Origin of the sequence: Candidatus Njordibacter sp. Uisw_039 (assembly GCF_047730075.1) — a bacterium.
Lineage (GTDB): Bacteria > Pseudomonadota > Gammaproteobacteria > Pseudomonadales > Balneatricaceae > Njordibacter.
Genome location: NZ_CP159831.1, coordinates 2895288 through 2911117 on the forward strand (window position 1 = coordinate 2895288; position 15830 = coordinate 2911117).

Here is a 15830-nt window from a genome sequence, read left to right on the forward strand (position 1 = left end):
ATAAATTAGTTATAAGTACTGCCTACCGTGTGGGTATTCCGAGGGACTACTGCCAGAGGATCTTGGGTATCAGCTTTAGATTAGTCCTTTAACTAGGTCTTGATCTGGGAAACCTGTGGTGGTCATTAAGGTATCTAGTGTGGCCTTGTCAGCAGCTTTTACTATGAATGAATCATGGACCGTTAGAGTTGGTATGGATTTCTTTGTGAGTTCATTAACTACTGCAAATACTAGATCTGACTCGAGGCATTGGACCCTGTTACCAACTTCTTGACCCCTGAGGAACATATGTCTGATTAGGTAATGTTTGGTGAGGAAGGCTTCAAGGATGTCCTTTATCGTGATCTTCTTCTTAATATCCTTGTATTGACTGAACTTAAGTTTATCTTCTGCTTTGAGGGAAGAGCCTAATTCTCCATATGCATTACCAATTGCTGAGCTGTTCCCTTCTACTGTGTTTGAGTTAAGGCTGGTTGTAGCTATTTGTTTTACAAGGTGGCGAGGTATTAAGACATTTCCAACAGAGATAGTGTATGGATCTCCTGCGTAAACAACCCCAGTTAGCGCTTTATATATTATATTGATAGCACTTGCCTGATAATCTAGCTCTACTGTTTTCTGCCCATCGATGAAGATATTAGGCCTTTCATCAGAGCCACTCATACTTGTCCATGCTGCACTAGACCTACCACCTGAGTTAAATAATGGCTGACCTTGGCTGTCTACTTCACCATTATCTATAAACTTTCTCTGAACAACTTGATGGTTGAGGTCCTTTAAAACTGTTAAGCCTGATAGGTCCCTTAGTTCAATGTTCACACTTTCAAGAAGCTCGTTATATGCTGTCAGTTCCTTTCGAATTCTTAATGTTCTTGGGGTATCGGTGTAATCGATTAGTTTCTTAGAACCACCTTCTCTAATTAACACCAGTTCAGAAGGAGTTAATTGAAGAGTGATAGGCTTTAGTAGCGTATTAAGTGAGTCTGTTGCTTGTATTGAAGATCTAATTCCGTGTCCATAGGGTAGGTTCTTACCAGTTATAAAGTGAATGTATTCTGATTTCTCAAGTTTGTCAGTTACAGTTTTGATAGCAGTACCACCAACATCTAACGCATTGTATCGAGCAAGCCTTTTAGAGTTATTGTCTCGGGAGATGAGAACCTTTGAACCCTTGTGAACGATGAGGTTTAAAAGAATTAACTTAAGGCCGTTTTTATGTACCTTGTGACGATTAAGTTTGATCTCTTCAAATAGCTTATCAACCAGTGCAGTTAGTTCTACAGATGATGAGTCAAGTGTGTAGTTGAAGCTCTCAGCCTTAGGGTCTTTGATAATGAAAGTCATGTTTGAGGGTTCCTGAGGATCTAGGCATTAAATTGCCCCTTCTTGATCCTAAAGTAATATTCTCAACATAAAGTAATTAGGGTTAAGGTTCTTTAGATTAACCTGATGAGCTACAGGATTCCATAGGAACAATTCCTAAATTTCTGCAGGATTGACAGTGAATGTTGCACTTGTTTTAAGATGAAGCTAGTGTGTTAAAAACTAAGGAGCACGATGGTGCTTGAGTACCACTTTCTAAGAGAGTATAGATTATATGATGGACTGGCTGGATCCTTGAGTGAATTGCGACCTGTGGTGGGGTTCTCTGGATAAACTGCAGTTGTACGATCGAATTCAGTTAGCAAAATATCAGAGTTCTTTGGAGAACTGGATGTCCATCATGGGATAACTGGAAATACAAATGATTGAAATTATTGGTGAGGGTGACCATCCAACTGAGGCATTAGCAGCCAAATTATTTTATAAGTTGATGGTAGCTGAATTTCCAGACATTGAAAGGAATTCAGATTTACATTGTTCAATCCTAATGTCTGTTACATGTTATAAACAGGTAGTTCAAGATATTGATTTGCTAGTCCTGTTTGTTGATAGTAGAGGACTTGCGGCGAATGGACCTCGGTCAATCAGATCATGCTGCCTTGCCCTAGAAGTTAAGTCTCATGGGCCTGGCTCTGTGAAGTTTGATGGTGGAAAGTGTTCCGTTAATTACAGTGGGAAATGGCACAATGTTTCCAGACAAAGTGGAGAGCAAAAGTTCTCTGTTAGAGAGTATATCTTAAGAAATTCAGAAAACAGAACAGCCCCTTTTGTTACTAACTTAATCTGGTTGGTAAAGCTGCCAAAGTCTACATTTTCCTCTATACCCGATAATAATATTATAGGCTCAGATGTTATCTGGGATGATATCGTGCAATTAATTACTACCCAAGAATACCCGCATCACAATCCATTTCGGACATTCTTGAACTACAAAAACTCTCTGGACGTGTTTAAGAAAAAACATAAGATTTCTGGGCTAGATCGCAGGAGGATGGAAATAATTACAAAATCTGTACTGGATCAAACATCTCAACAATATGCTTCTAAAATTGGTGAACAGCTTCTTGTTTTTCGTGGGCGTGGAGGGACAGGAAAGACAGTACGACTCATACAGGTGGCCTACCAAATATATAGCGAGTATGGATTCCGCATCAAGTTATTAACATACAACAAAGCACTGGTTGCTGATATAACGCGCCTATTGTCGCATAGTAAAGCTAAGTCTGGGGTTATAGGTGATAAAGCTATTACCATAAGCACAGTGCATAGTTTTATATATTCTTGGATTAAAGAAGTTGATGGTACGCCTATGGATTTTATAAATAACTATGAGATATATAAGAACCAATTATTGAATAATTTGAACTCAAATGTGTTGGATACTAAGCTAATTGACGATTACAAAGAAGCAGCATCCCGTTTCTTAGAGTGGGACATGATTTTGATCGACGAAGCTCAAGATTGGCCAGAAAATGAAAGAGATATTCTTTACAAACTATATGGTTATAAAAACATAATAATTGCTGATGGAGTTGATCAGTTTATAAGAAAATCAATATCCACAAATTGGCAAGAAGGAATCAGCAAAAATAATCGTCAAATCGTGTCTCTCAGGAAAAGCCTTCGACTTAAGAATAATTTATGTAGCGTAGTAAATGGGTTCGCGCAAGAAATGGAGCTAGATGGTTGGGCTTTGACACCTGAAGATGAATTATATGGGGGAAGGGTCTTGTATGTCACTGGAAATCCAATGTCCAGGGAGTTGCATGGTAGATTGCGTGAAACGAACAAGAAGGACGGCAATTCACCAATAGATATGCTGTTTTGTGTTCCTCCTTCGTGGGTTAATACTTATGAAGAAAAGGTGAACAAATTTCAAGATAGAAAATACTCCACTCTTGCTGAACAATATAAGAATTGGGGCTTCGCGGTATGGGATGGTGTAGACGAGGATACTAGAGGTGGATACCCTCTCGATTTAGAGGAGCACCGGATTGTTCAGTATGATTCATGCAGAGGCTTAGAAGGTTGGTTAGTTGTCAATTTTGCATTGGACGAGTTGTATGACTATAAGTTGTTAAGCCAAGAGGCTCAAGAAATAAAATCGAATGAGTTATTTATGACAGATGAAGAAGCCCAGATAGTGTTTGCCAAAAGATGGGTCATGATACCGATGACCAGAGCGATTGATACATTGGTAATCCATGTTGCTGATCGGAGTTCTTATATTGGAAAGGTAATGGATAAAATGCTTACACAATTTCCTGACAATATTGAGCACTACCACTTTGATTAGTGATCGGCAAAAGGCTTAATAACAACCCTTTTCTGGTATTAAGTGCCTGATACCGCCCCTCGGCTCCTTAACGTCTCCCTTACGCCTTGGAATTAGGTGAACATGACAGTGAAAGATTGTTTGTCCTGCGTCTTCTCCACAGTTTATCCCTATGTTAAATCCAGAGACTGTGGGATCTTCTGATTCTATTAAGGCTTTGTGCTTTGTCAGTAGTTGATTAACAGCGTTAAGCTCTGGCTGTCCAAGGTCAAAGTACTCAGCAACGTGGCGTTTAGGTATGACTAACCTATGACCTACTGTCACTGGAAATCCATCTTCTATGACGTAGGCTAGCTTATTCTGATCAATTACTCTTGCTGACTCCATGCTACAAAATAAGCAGTTATCTTCTCTCTGGTTATACGTGGCTGCTATACCCCTAAGATCAGTATCATCTCGATCACGCTTGGTAGCATTGCAGGAATAACAAAGAGCTTGGAAGTTAGTAATGTCATCTGCACCACCATGGTTCCTTGGTATAATGTGATCAACTTCTAAAGACTTAACATCTGCTGAAATTCCACATAGTTCACATCTGTACTTGGCATTCTTTAGAACTTCATAGCGAACAGTTCCACTCACATAACCCTTAGATTTCTTGCGATGCTGCCATACATCTTGCCCTCTAGAATCAATGAACTCACCAATCCTGTCAACGCAGAGCTGCTTAAGTGTTTCAATGTTTTCAGGAGTTAATGATTCGAAGCCATTCAACGTATAGTCTTTCTTATCTTTTTCAACAATGGACCTGCCTCTCAAGACTTTGCCGACCATGTTATTAGTTATTTTTGTGTAGTACTCAATTTGACTTGGATCATGAGCTAAGATAACTTTAGCTATTGTTTCTTGGTGACATCTGCCAGCATTCTCCAGAAGGGTAAGGAGCATTACTGGCTGATAAATCTGAGACATGCGCATCTTGTTAGCGATGAACTCTTCTAAGTCTTTAAAGTTCATAGGGATTAAAGCCTGATGCAGTTGTTAATAACGTAACCATTACTTGTGATGTTCCCTTATTTAATCTCATCAGCAGTCTGAAAGATATAAATTAAAGGATCAATAATCACCTTAGCGAACTGTCATACACAAATACATAGGAAGAATTCCTAAATTTCTGCAAGATTGTTGGTGATTCTTGCACTTGCTTCATCAGGAAGTTAGTGTTTCAGAGGCTGGTTGTTATAAGGGAATGGAATAGCGCGTCTCACCATAGATTTAAAATGGAGTATCTAAGTTTGAAAATTAGAGACATTGGTCAAAAAATAGGTGACATAGAGATCAAGAAACCGAGTTGGAAATCTATTTCAAAGGCTTTGGCTTTAGTACCTATTTTATACCGAACTGGATATTGGGGAGCGCTGGCGTGGTGCCCTATTATTGCTTGCATCTATATTTTTGAAGGTGATCCAGTTTGGAGTGGGGCTATTATGCCCGTAGGTATTTTTGCACTAGCTGTGGTGGGGGGAGATTTATTGTTAATGTTCATTATTAAGCAATATAAGAACTAAACAAAAGACCTATGATTGGAATCGTACCATTAGTGTTTTAAGAGGCTAGACACAGAATAACCACCATCAGAAGCACCTCCAAGGCGTCCATACAAGCTCCCTGAGGAACACTAAAATACCAACCTAAGCCTGTGTATTGGTGATATAAATTAACCCCTTAGGGTGCTTGTAGGCCCTCATATGGTCCATCAGAATCTCTAGGTTTATCAATAGCTTAGGTCATGTAGTTATCACTGGATAATGTGGTCGTGGGAGGCTATGGGATTAGCCTGTAAACCACTGGTGTGAACCAAAAGGATCCTCTTGACTAGGCTAAAACTCATTGATATGGTTGTAATAGCTTGTATTCAGGGGCTTCTAGCTCTTCCGTTGGGCAATGACCTTTAGTTTAGTCCACTCCTGGCGCGCCCCAAATCCCTTGGGAACTCCCGTGGTACAAGCATTTCATCAATGTTAGCTTGTGGGTGTGAACCTCTAAGCAGCCACCACCTGTTTACTATCATTAATTAGTACTCCAGTTTGCCCCGCATGGGTCCCATAGATAAACCAGTAGTACGCAAGAACTCCAAGCACAGACCAGTGTGACGGATACCTTGAGCGGTTGGCTGTGTGGGGATAGTGAAACCACGGCATATGTCTTCACAACAGTAAATAGTCTAAGATGATTGTATGAATAATATTTCACTCAAAATCTGTTTGTTAATTGTCGCGCTTTTTGGTGGTGTTGCTGGTGCCTCTGATTTGCCTGATTGTCCTGCTGAGGGCTGGAGACATAATTGCTTTGGTACTTTGACAACTAATAACAGCATGAAGATCACATACGTCGGTGAGTGGAAGGATAACAAAAAGAACGGGCAAGGCACTACCACCTGGGGGGATGACTATTCATGGGCCGAATACGTTGGCGAGTACAAGGATGGTAAAAGGAACGGTAAAGGCGTTTTGACATCTAATGGCAACAGGTACGTTGGTGAGTGGAAGGATGGTAGAAAGCACGGACAAGGCTCTTTTACCTATAAAAATGGCAACAAGTATGTTGGCCAGTTTAAGACTGGTAGCAAGCACGGACAAGGTACTCTCACTTATGCAACAGGCAAAATAGAAAAAGGTATCTGGAGTGATAATATCTTCCAATATGTGAAAAGTTGTTTAGACAAAGTCAGCCTGTGCAGCAATACTTATGTATGTTCAATAGCTGCACCTGACGTTACAAATGGTAAAAAGGCATGGTTCTCAAGTAGTTCAAAGTATTACAAGTATACAGTTGAAGCTAAGAAGCGAGGCTTGTCTTGTGGTGTGGTTAGTGTAGCTGCCTCTCTTTTACCTGATTGTCCCAGTGACACTAATGTTCGTTGGCATAACTGCTTTGGCACCTACACATTGGCAGATGGCGGCAAGTACGTTGGTGAGTACAACGATGACTACAGGAATGGGCAAGGTACCTACACATTTGGCCCAGAATCCGAATGGGCAGGAGACGTTTATGTTGGTGAGTGGAAGGATAACGAAAAGAATGGGCAAGGCACTTACACCCATGCAAATGGCGACAAGTACGTCGGTGAGTACAAAGATGATAAAAGGACAGGGCAAGGCACTTATACATGGCCAAATGGCGACAAGTACGTCGGTGAGTACAAAGATGATAAAAGGACAGGGCAAGGCACCTTCACATATAGCCCAAATGGTGAATCGGCAGGACACAAATATGTTGGTGAGTGGAAAGATGACAACTACAATGGGCAAGGCACATACACTCATGCAGATGGCACAGTAGAAGAAGGTATTTGGAAGGATGACAAACTCAATGGGCAAGCCACTGTAACCTATGCAGATGGCACAGTAGAAGAAGGCATTTGGAAGGATGATGAGTTTCAATATGCGAAGGCACCTACAAAACCAATACCTGTTGTGAAGACACCTACAAAACCAGTACCTGTTGTGAAGGTAGCTCCCAAAGATGATGAGGTTCTCTCGGCGTCATCTGGATCTGGATTTGCTGTGTCCTCTGATGGCTATGTAATAACCAACAACCATGTCATAGAAGGTTGTCAGGATGTTGTTGTTCACACAAAGCAAGAAGATATTAAGATGAGGGTTATTACTTATGATATTCAAAATGACTTGGCACTTTTAAAAGGTGACTTCACACCCACATCTGTCTTTCCACTTAGTACCAAGCGTCCAGAGTTGCTGCAGGACATCTATGTCGCAGGATACCCATTTGGTAAAAATATCAGCACATCTGTAAAAGTAACCAAGGGTATCATCAGTTCACTTACTGGTATTGGAAATAACTTCTCAAATATTCAGATAGATGCGGCACTGCAAAGTGGAAATAGTGGTGGCCCGATACTAGATGACATGGGAAATCTTGTTGGAGTTGCAGTGTCTAAGTTAGATGCCAAGTATATGTTTGAAAACTTTGGAAGCATTCCAGAGAATACAAACTTTGGTATCAAATCTAGTGTTGTTAGAAGTGTGTTAGATAGCAGCAGTGTTGATATTCCTAAAGCAAACACAAGTGCTATCAGCAAATCTCAGTTGGGTAAGATGATAACGGATGGCACCTATTATATTAGCTGTTGGATGACGCTGGCGCAGATTGAGAAAGTCAGAAGTAAAAAGGTGTTGTTCTCAGAGTTGGACTAAGAGATACAGCACTCATCAGTTACCGTGGCCTTGCCATTATACTCTTCTTATATAGTAATAAATGCACCCCTAGAGGCATTATCTTGGGCTGCAGTTGGCTCAGTCGAAATTTAAACTTGGTATCGTGTTAAATTAAATGGTATAAGTTTATAAATCATTGGTTTTAATAATAATAAAAAGAGGTGAAAATGTTAATACGCACATTAACTACTCTAACAGTGGCAGTAACCTTGAGTGGCTGTATGGCTTCGTCGAGCGGCCCAATACCGTTTGGCCCAGATACCTATATGATTTCTTCTGAGAGTGAGCTAGGAGGAGCTGGTGCGGCAAAAAAGAAAGGTTTAGTTGATGCCAATGAACACTGTATTTCTTTGGGTAAAAACATGATGCCTATCAACTACCAAACCTCTACACAATTAGATTTTTTAGGTGATCGTATCCCATCATTTGATTTAACTTATCGTTGTCTGTCTAACAGCGATTATGAACTACAACGCCCCAATATGAAAAAAGAGGCTGATATAGTAATTGAAAATAATTAAGGGTATTGTTTTCAGACATGGACTAACGGTGTTTAACCTCGTGTGTTGTAGATTCTATAAATATAAAGCTCGTATTGGTGTTATGTTACTCAATTAGCTTAAGCCATTTGTGCATTACATCAAGTGGGTATCCAGAACCGTAGCTCTCACCTACGCTGCTTCTTGACCAGCCCCCAAGTTGATCAACAATGTCTGTTGGACATTCAACAGCTCTCAGCCTGTCTCGCATACTATGTCTGAATGAATGTATTACGCACCCATCCTCAACATATTGTTTCATCCATTTATTCAAAGCTGCACTAGCTGAATTAGCATTGCACTTACCACCCTTGGTATACCTAGGAAATAGATACTTTTCATCTTCACATCCAAGTGCCTCAAAAGCCTGAGTAGCTGCCCACAGTGCAGCTCCCACCAATGGAACTGTGCGTTCGCTTGATTCTGTTTTAAGGCGTCGTGAGGTGTTGGGCTGTATGATTACATATGGAGTTGAGCTATCCAAAACTACATCGCTTCGTTCAAGACCACAAGCTTCAGCAAGTCTCATACCCGTGTCGCTGACTAGTGCAATGAGCCACCTAATATCATCATCTAAATTGTCACACAACGATTGAATATTCCTGATAGTTGGCAAGGGAATAGGCTGCCGTTTGGGTGTGCTCGGACCATCAGGTATGTATGTGTTGGTGAGCGGATTCTTAATATCTAACCCATACTCTTGGATCATTAAGTTGATCATTGGACGAAGAGATGCAAATGCTCGCTTAATGGAGGTTCGCACCAATCCTTTTTGCAATAAATAATCTCTAAATCTAGCACCATCAGAAGAAGTATAAGTAGTGAGGTCTTTGTTACCAACCGCATCTATTAGATAGCGAATATTACGATCCACCATACTGTGAAACTTATGATTCTTATCACTCCCTTTTAACCTTAGGTAGTGTTCCTTTACATCCACAAGATCATAACCACATCCAACCAGAGATGGGTCAGAGCTGCTAAAGGGAGTACTGGTTAAACTTTGAGTAATCTGCTCAACGCGTATTGAACTCCAATAGGTTTCAAGCTGGAAATTAATATGATTGGAGCTTCGCAATGCGACTCTTCTCAATCGGGTCTTTAGGCTTTTAACGATTCTTTTAGACGAGTAATGTCCTTTCATGTCTAACGGAATACGTCGGGAGAAGTAATACGTGCTGTTACGAAGAAATATATAAGAACAGGTTTGGTCGTTCATTTGGTTCACACCCACAAGCTAACATTGATGAAATGCTTGTACCACGGGAGTTCCCAAGGGATTTGGGGCGCGCCAGGAGGGAGTCGAACCCCCGACCAACAGGATCGGAACCTGCTACTCTATCCAGCTGAGCTACTGGCGCATATTGCACAACCCTTAAAAGATATAGGGCTACTGCGAGGAAGCGGTATCATACGTGTGTTGAGGTTGAGGTTCAAGGCCCTAAGCAGAGCGTTTCGTTGGTTACAAATCACATATTTTGGCTATTTGTCAAACAGATGTTAGGGAATGCCCTGTTGCCCTTTCACGTTTGGATGTAATGTCGGTATAATGCGGTTCAAATTTTAGTAAGGTGTCCAACTACTGTGGTTGTCACACTCTTTTTCATTCTTTAGTATGAGGCATTTTACGTGATCACATTTAAGCCTGCAGTCCTGTCCAGCCTTTTGGCTGGTGTTATTTTGAGCCTTGGCTCCTTAGCTGTAGTGGCCAGCCACGACAGTGACGAAAGCATTGTTACTCGCATTAGTGCAGCAGGTAGTCAGTGCATAGAAGGTGAAGACTGCACACCGGAAGTGGCTGTGGTTGCAGCTGCACCTGCTGGTCCACGCTCTGGTGAGGATGTTTATGCCAGTGGTTGTGCTGCTTGTCATGATAGTGGCGCTGCTGGAGCACCTAAGTTTGGCGATGTTGCTGCTTGGAGTCCTCGTGTTGATAAGGGTATAGAAAAATTGTTCTCTAATGCTTGGTATGGTTACAAAGCCATGCCTGCTAAGGGTATGTGTAAGAAATGCTCTGAAGACGAAATCAAAGATGCTGTAATACATTTGGTTGATAACTCTAAGTAATTAACCACAATTGCGAAAACCCAGCATTTGCTGGATTTTTGTGCAAGGATGATGTGAGCAGTTAGAAAGGACGGTGTGTCATGTCAGAATATATTAAGGGCATTTTGCTAACTTCAGCAGGTGTGTTGATACTGAGTATTGATAGCTTGTTAATTCGATTAATTGCGGCAGATTCCTTTGATCTCCTGTTTTGGCGTGGGCTATTAATGAGCATTGCAATTTCTTTTGTGCTCAAAATACAAAGATCCACCAGTTCATGGCTGCCTATGGATGCAGTTAGCCTTAGGTCTTCTTTTCTTATGGCTATCCACATTGTAGCTTTTGTGATGGCTATCAATTTGAGTAATGTGGCGAATGTGCTGGTGATTCTTAGCGCTGCACCACTATTCGCCGCAGTGCTAGGCTGGATATTTTTACGTGAAATGCCTCAACCTATTACTTGGGCAGCCATCCTCCTGGCAATGATAGGCATCGGTTGGGTATTAGCAGGCTCATGGTCTGAACCCAATTTTAAAGGCGACTTGCTGGCCTTGATCTGCTGCATTGGGTTGGCTGCAAGGTTTGTTAACGATCGTTCAGTAAGCCATAGAGATATGACTCCCTCATTAATTGTGGCAGGGCTTATGTTGGCCCTAGTGAGTTTTTTTGCTGGCAGTCCTATGGGGTTTTCTGGCAATTCTTGGTGGTATATGGTGGCATTGTGCCTGTTTGTGAGTCCACTGGCCTTGACCTTGATCACCATTGGTCCAATGCGTTTACCTGCCGCAGAAGTAGGTATGTTAATGTTACTGGAAACCGCCGTGGGGCCACTTTGGGTATGGTTATTTCTGAGCGAAGAACCCAGCTCTGCAGCCCTACAAGGTGGCTCCTTGGTTATAGGTACCTTGCTCCTCCATAGCCTATATCAGTGGCGCCAAAATCAACTTGAAAGCGTTTAAAAGTCTGCAAACATTCCTTTAAGTCCAGCCAATGTAGCTTGGCCCTGCGCGACATTTTTCTTAGGGTCGTCATCGCCTCGTCCTTGCCATTCCAAATCATCTGCAGGCAATTCATCTAAGAAACGGCTTGGGGTGCACTCTATGAGCTCGCCATATTGCTTGCGCTTTCTCGCTAGAGTGATGGCTAGGGTGCGCTTAGCGCGGGTAATGCCCACGTAGGCCAGACGCCTCTCTTCTTCTATGCTGCCTTCTTCTACTGCGTTTCTGTGAGGCAGTAACTCTTCTTCCATGCCCATTAAGAAAACGTGGGGGAACTCCAGCCCTTTGGCTGAGTGTAAGGTCATCATCTGCACCCTGTCCGTTTCATCCTCTTCCTCTTGACGCTCTAACAAGTCCATTAACACTAGGCGCGCTACGGCATCGCCCATATCAGCGTTGTCGTTTTTCTCCACTGCTTTTTCTAACGAAGTTTGTAGAGAAGAAATGAGCATTTCAACATTGGCCATACGTTTTTCTGCCATTGGTGGGCCACTACTGGTTTGTAATAACCAATCTTGGTATTCCATCTCGCGCACCATTTGTCGCACACTGGCTATAGGATCTTCTTGTTGGGACTTTTGCGCTAGGTGCTCAATCCAGCCACCAAATTCTCTTACTCTGGCTAACGCTGCGCCACTGATGAATTGTTCTAAGCCAATTCCCTGGCAGGCATGTATAAGACTTTCGCCACGTTGATTAGCATAGTTAACAAGCTTTTCTAACGTCGCTGCGCCAATTTCCCGCCTTGGGGTATTCACAATACGCAAAAAGGCGTTGTCATCTGCTGGGTTTAGTAGAATTTTAAGATACGCCATAATGTCCTTCACCTCAGTGCGAGAGAAAAAGGATTGGCCGCCACTCATCTTGTAGGGCACTTTGTAGGCCTGTAATTTCAATTCCATCAACCGTGCCTGGTGATTGCCACGATAAAGTATGGCGAAATCTCTAAATTCAGCCTCATTTTGTAATTGGAATTGTAGTATTTCGGTAGCTATCCGTTCTGCTTCAGCGTCTTCGTTACGACAACTAATCACACGAATAGGATCGCCAAAGGCCTTATCACTCCACAAAGCCTTGCTGAATTCGTGGGGGTTATTAGCGATAAGTTGGTTGGCTACTTTTAGAATTCTGCCAGTGGAACGGTAGTTTTGTTCTAGCTTAACCACCTTTAGAGTTGGAAAGTCTGCCTGTAACTCAGCCAAGTTTTCTGGCCTTGCACCACGCCAAGCATAGATAGATTGATCATCATCACCTACTACCGTAAAGTTACTACGATGGCCCACCAGCTGCTTAACTAACAAATACTGCGAACTGTTGGTGTCTTGGTATTCGTCCACCAGCAAGTAGCGAACTTTGTTTTGCCACTTTTCTAAAATATCTGGGTGGGCTTTAAATAACTCAACTGGCTGAAGAATCAAATCATCAAAATCTACACCGTTGTATAGCTTTAATGTCTTTTGGTAGGACTCATAAACCCGCGCAGCTAGTGCTTGCTCTGGGCCATTGGCACTAGCCATAGCTCTAGTGGGGCTAATTAAATCGTTTTTCCAATTGGAGATAAGGTGCTGAATCGGTTCGCAAGCGTCTTCTACCGCTTCAAATTCTTTGTGTGTAAGGTCTTTTAGTAACGTTAGTACGTCTTGGGAATCGAAGATGGAGAAGCCTGGCTTATAACCCAAAGCAGTCACTTCTTTACGGATGATATTAAGGCCTAGATTGTGGAAGGTGGACACTGTAAGCCCGCGTCCTTCTTTACCCGTTATTAAATTTGCCACCCGCTCTTTCATCTCTCGAGCAGATTTATTGGTAAAGGTAAGGGCTATAATTTGATGACCCTTGAGGCCACACTCAGCTATTAGATAAGCAATTTTTTCGGTGATTACACTGGTTTTACCCGAGCCAGCGCCAGCCAATACAAGGACTGGGCCAGTAATCGCTTCTAGGGCTTCTTGTTGGCGTGGGTTAAGGCGGCTCAAGGAATAATCACTCTGTACAAAGGTGTCGGAAATCAGCTGCGAATTATAGGTGTTTTTTGGTTTTTATGCGCCCTATTTTTGTTGGCTCTCCATACTCAACACATCTAGCCGTCGATAACTTAAAGCCTCAAGCAGGTGGTTTTTTTGGATGTGTGGAGCTGTTTCCAAATCCGCAATAGTGCGGGCCACCCTAAGCACTTTGTGAACACCACGGGGGGACAGCTTTAAATTAACAACAGCGCTGGCTAGCAGCCGCTCTTCCACCGGTTTAACAGTAGCGTAGGTCATTAACATTGATACCGGCAGCAAGCCATTGAGCTGGCCACATCGTTTAAGCTGACGTTCTTGCGCAGCCAAGACCCATTGTGAAGCCTGTTGGGTAGACACTCCCGCTTGAGGCGCCATCAGCGCAGCCGCTGACGGGCGTTGCACGGCAACTTGAAGGTCAATACGATCAAGAAGTGGCCCTGACAATCGTTGTAGGTAATTTGCCACCTTAGTTTGGGTGCAGCGGCAGGCGCTGTGCTCGTCTCCATAGTAACCACAAGGGCATGGGTTGGTGGCTGCAACTAGGCGGAATTGGGCCGGTAATATGCTTTGGTAGGCTGCCCTTGATACGTGAATTTCACCACTTTCTAGAGGCTGTCTCAGGCTATCCAGCACATGCCGTGGAAATTCAGCCAGTTCATCTAAAAATAAAACGCCATGGTGCGCTTGGCTGATTTCTCCTGCTCTTGGCACACGACCACCACCCACTAAAGACACTGCAGAAGCGCTGTGATGTGGTGCTCGCCAAGGAGCTCGGCGCCAAGTCTCTGGGTTAAACAAACCAAGGCTGGAATTAATAGCCCCCAACTCTAACGCTTGTTTTTCTGTGAGCGGGGCCAACAATCCATGCAAGCGCTGGGCAAGCATAGTTTTACCGGTGCCCGGAGGACCGCACATCAACAGGTTATGATTACCCGCAGCAGCTATGATTAAAGCGCGCTTGGCTTGCTCTTGGCCACGAACGTCTAGTAACTCAGCACTTGGGGGTGACTCAGCTACGCCCGGTGGAAGTATTGGCTGTTGTTGTTTTTCTGGGTGGTGCAGCCACTGACTTAGCTGATTTAGGTGGCTTGGGCAAAGTACGCGGCTGGCCTTCGGCATGATGGCTTCTGCAGCATTAGCTGCTGCCACCACCATGATTCTGTGGCAAATTTGGCAGGCGATTGAGGCGCTCAATATGGCGGGACAGGGTCTGAGCTCAGAACTGAGGGCAAGTTCTGCCACAAACTCATAGCCTTTTACTTCCTCTACAGGTAGCTGACCACTGGCCGCCAAAAGTCCAATGGCGATAGCCAGATCAAAGCGGCCCCCTTCTTTGGGTAAGTCTGCAGGTGCTAGGTTAATGGTGATACGTTTGGCAGGAAACTCAAAACCTGCGTTAATAATGGCACTACGCACGCGGTCTTTGCTTTCCCTAACTGCAGTTTCAGGCAACCCCACAATAGTTAACGCCGGTAAACCACCACTTAGGTGTGTTTCAACACTCACTAAAGGTGCTTCAACACCCACATAAGCGCGGCTGTATGTAATCGCGTAGGACATTGCCTTTCCTTGGTAGGCTGGTAATAACAGTTAAGTCTAGCAGGAGATTGTCATGCTGCACTGATACCTGTTTCGGCGCGCCCTATTCCAGTGCGCAAAGCCCAGCCATTGCGCCACTTTAGGGCTTTTTAAACGAGTAAAGACAAGAAATAGTGGGTATTTGGCCGTTTTTAAGCCAATAAAGTTGGCACAATCCCTGCAACACCCTATGCTAGGCGATATGCCATTTATAAATCATTAGTGCAAAGGAACTCCCAATGAAATTGGTCACTGCAATCATTAAGCCGTTCAAATTAGACGATGTACGAGAAGCGCTTTCGGATATGGGCGTACAAGGCGTCACAGTTACTGAAGTGAAAGGTTTTGGCCGTCAAAAGGGCCATACTGAACTTTACCGTGGTGCCGAATACGTGGTTGATTTTTTACCTAAAGTTAAAATTGAAGCAGCGGTAGAAGATGCCCTAGTTGATCAGGTTATAGAAGCCATCAGCAACTCTGCTAATACTGGAAAAATTGGTGACGGCAAAATTTTTGTAGTTAATCTTGAACAAGCTATTCGTATCCGTACAGGTGAAACAGGCCCAGAGGCGCTATAAAAGCAGCTGTATCGCGTTAAATCCCTCATATTTGGCGCTTTTTTAGTGCTAAAAATTATGTGGGGTTTAATGAGTTCAATTTATATTGTATATTATGTCAACTTATTTGTAGCAAGTTAGGGTTCATTTTCTATATTTAGCTTTGTAAAGTAAGACATAATAACGTGGTATCAGCCGCAATATAATAAG

The 15830-nt window shown here is 43.0% G+C and carries 12 protein-coding genes and 1 tRNA gene; 7 read left to right on the top strand and 6 right to left on the bottom strand.

Translation table 11 applies throughout. The features are described 5' to 3' along the window. Window positions 1–75: 75 nt before the first annotated feature. Complete coding sequence (locus ABXT70_RS13845) at window positions 76–1344, bottom strand: hypothetical protein (protein WP_443641051.1); 1269 nt, start codon at window positions 1342–1344, stop codon at window positions 76–78. A 400-nt stretch (window positions 1345–1744) separates the two neighbouring features. On the opposite strand from ABXT70_RS13845, the gene ABXT70_RS13850 reads away from it, so the two are divergent. Further along, window positions 1745–3679, top strand: a complete 1935-nt coding sequence (locus ABXT70_RS13850; RefSeq protein ID WP_443641052.1) for an AAA family ATPase — start codon at window positions 1745–1747, stop codon at window positions 3677–3679. 15 nt (window positions 3680–3694) lie between these two features. Here the strand turns inward: ABXT70_RS13850 and ABXT70_RS13855 are convergent, their stop codons facing one another. Then, a complete protein-coding gene (locus tag ABXT70_RS13855; RefSeq protein WP_443641053.1) occupies window positions 3695–4675 on the bottom strand; it encodes an HIT domain-containing protein in 981 nt (326 codons plus the stop codon). Between the two features lie 278 nt (window positions 4676–4953). On the opposite strand from ABXT70_RS13855, the gene ABXT70_RS13860 reads away from it, so the two are divergent. The 3 genes from ABXT70_RS13860 to ABXT70_RS13870 all read left to right on the top strand — a co-directional run bounded on the left by ABXT70_RS13860 (window position 4954) and on the right by ABXT70_RS13870 (window position 8417). Further along, window positions 4954–5226 (top strand): hypothetical protein, encoded by a 273-nt coding sequence (locus ABXT70_RS13860; RefSeq protein ID WP_443641054.1) that lies wholly within the window; start codon window positions 4954–4956, stop codon window positions 5224–5226. A 669-nt stretch (window positions 5227–5895) separates the two neighbouring features. After that, entirely contained in the window at window positions 5896–7875 is a 1980-nt protein-coding gene (locus ABXT70_RS13865; RefSeq protein WP_443641055.1) for a trypsin-like peptidase domain-containing protein, read from the top strand. 188 nt (window positions 7876–8063) lie between these two features. Continuing rightward, entirely contained in the window at window positions 8064–8417 is a 354-nt protein-coding gene (locus tag ABXT70_RS13870; protein WP_443641056.1) for a hypothetical protein, read from the top strand. 85 nt (window positions 8418–8502) lie between these two features. Here the strand turns inward: ABXT70_RS13870 and ABXT70_RS13875 are convergent, their stop codons facing one another. Both ABXT70_RS13875 and ABXT70_RS13880 read right to left on the bottom strand, forming a co-directional pair. Next, window positions 8503–9654 carry a DUF6538 domain-containing protein gene (locus ABXT70_RS13875; protein WP_443641057.1) on the bottom strand — a complete coding sequence of 384 codons (1152 nt, stop codon included), beginning with the start codon at window positions 9652–9654 and terminating at the stop codon, window positions 8503–8505. Window positions 9655–9722: 68 nt separating this feature from the next. Continuing rightward, window positions 9723–9796: transfer RNA gene (locus tag ABXT70_RS13880), tRNA-Arg, on the bottom strand. 268 nt (window positions 9797–10064) lie between these two features. Here ABXT70_RS13880 and ABXT70_RS13885 point away from each other — a divergent pair. Together ABXT70_RS13885 and ABXT70_RS13890 are read left to right on the top strand one after the other, a co-directional pair. Further along, complete coding sequence (locus tag ABXT70_RS13885) at window positions 10065–10502, top strand: c-type cytochrome (RefSeq protein WP_443641058.1); 438 nt, start codon at window positions 10065–10067, stop codon at window positions 10500–10502. Between the two features lie 80 nt (window positions 10503–10582). Beyond that, window positions 10583–11440 carry a DMT family transporter gene (locus tag ABXT70_RS13890; protein ID WP_443641059.1) on the top strand — a complete coding sequence of 286 codons (858 nt, stop codon included), beginning with the start codon at window positions 10583–10585 and terminating at the stop codon, window positions 11438–11440. Here the strand turns inward: ABXT70_RS13890 and rep are convergent. Both rep and ABXT70_RS13900 read right to left on the bottom strand, forming a co-directional pair. Next, complete coding sequence (gene rep, locus ABXT70_RS13895; RefSeq protein WP_443641060.1) at window positions 11437–13455, bottom strand: DNA helicase Rep; 2019 nt, start codon at window positions 13453–13455, stop codon at window positions 11437–11439. The genes ABXT70_RS13890 and rep overlap by 4 nt on opposite strands. Before the next feature lie 72 nt (window positions 13456–13527). After that, the gene (locus ABXT70_RS13900) at window positions 13528–15045 is read right to left on the bottom strand and encodes a YifB family Mg chelatase-like AAA ATPase (protein ID WP_443641061.1); all 1518 of its coding nucleotides are present in this window, start codon (window positions 15043–15045) and stop codon (window positions 13528–13530) included. Window positions 15046–15302: 257 nt separating this feature from the next. Here ABXT70_RS13900 and glnK point away from each other — a divergent pair, with 257 nt between their 5' ends. Continuing rightward, window positions 15303–15641 (top strand): P-II family nitrogen regulator, encoded by a 339-nt coding sequence (gene glnK / locus ABXT70_RS13905; RefSeq protein WP_443641062.1) that lies wholly within the window; start codon window positions 15303–15305, stop codon window positions 15639–15641. The last annotated feature ends 189 nt before the right edge of the window (window positions 15642–15830 follow it).

What these genes read in the sequence shown, in the direction of transcription:
- ABXT70_RS13870 (WP_443641056.1), top strand. Translation starts at nt 8,064, where the DNA reads ATGTTAATACGCACATTAACTACTCTAACAGTGGCAGTAACCTTGAGT.
- ABXT70_RS13875 (WP_443641057.1), bottom strand. Translation starts at nt 9,654, where the DNA reads ATGAACGACCAAACCTGTTCTTATATATTTCTTCGTAACAGCACGTAT.
- ABXT70_RS13850 (WP_443641052.1), top strand. Translation starts at nt 1,745, where the DNA reads ATGATTGAAATTATTGGTGAGGGTGACCATCCAACTGAGGCATTAGCA.
- ABXT70_RS13865 (WP_443641055.1), top strand. Translation starts at nt 5,896, where the DNA reads ATGAATAATATTTCACTCAAAATCTGTTTGTTAATTGTCGCGCTTTTT.
- ABXT70_RS13845 (WP_443641051.1), bottom strand. Translation starts at nt 1,344, where the DNA reads ATGACTTTCATTATCAAAGACCCTAAGGCTGAGAGCTTCAACTACACA.
- ABXT70_RS13855 (WP_443641053.1), bottom strand. Translation starts at nt 4,675, where the DNA reads ATGAACTTTAAAGACTTAGAAGAGTTCATCGCTAACAAGATGCGCATG.
- ABXT70_RS13890 (WP_443641059.1), top strand. Translation starts at nt 10,583, where the DNA reads ATGTCAGAATATATTAAGGGCATTTTGCTAACTTCAGCAGGTGTGTTG.
- ABXT70_RS13900 (WP_443641061.1), bottom strand. Translation starts at nt 15,045, where the DNA reads ATGTCCTACGCGATTACATACAGCCGCGCTTATGTGGGTGTTGAAGCA.
- glnK (WP_443641062.1), top strand. Translation starts at nt 15,303, where the DNA reads ATGAAATTGGTCACTGCAATCATTAAGCCGTTCAAATTAGACGATGTA.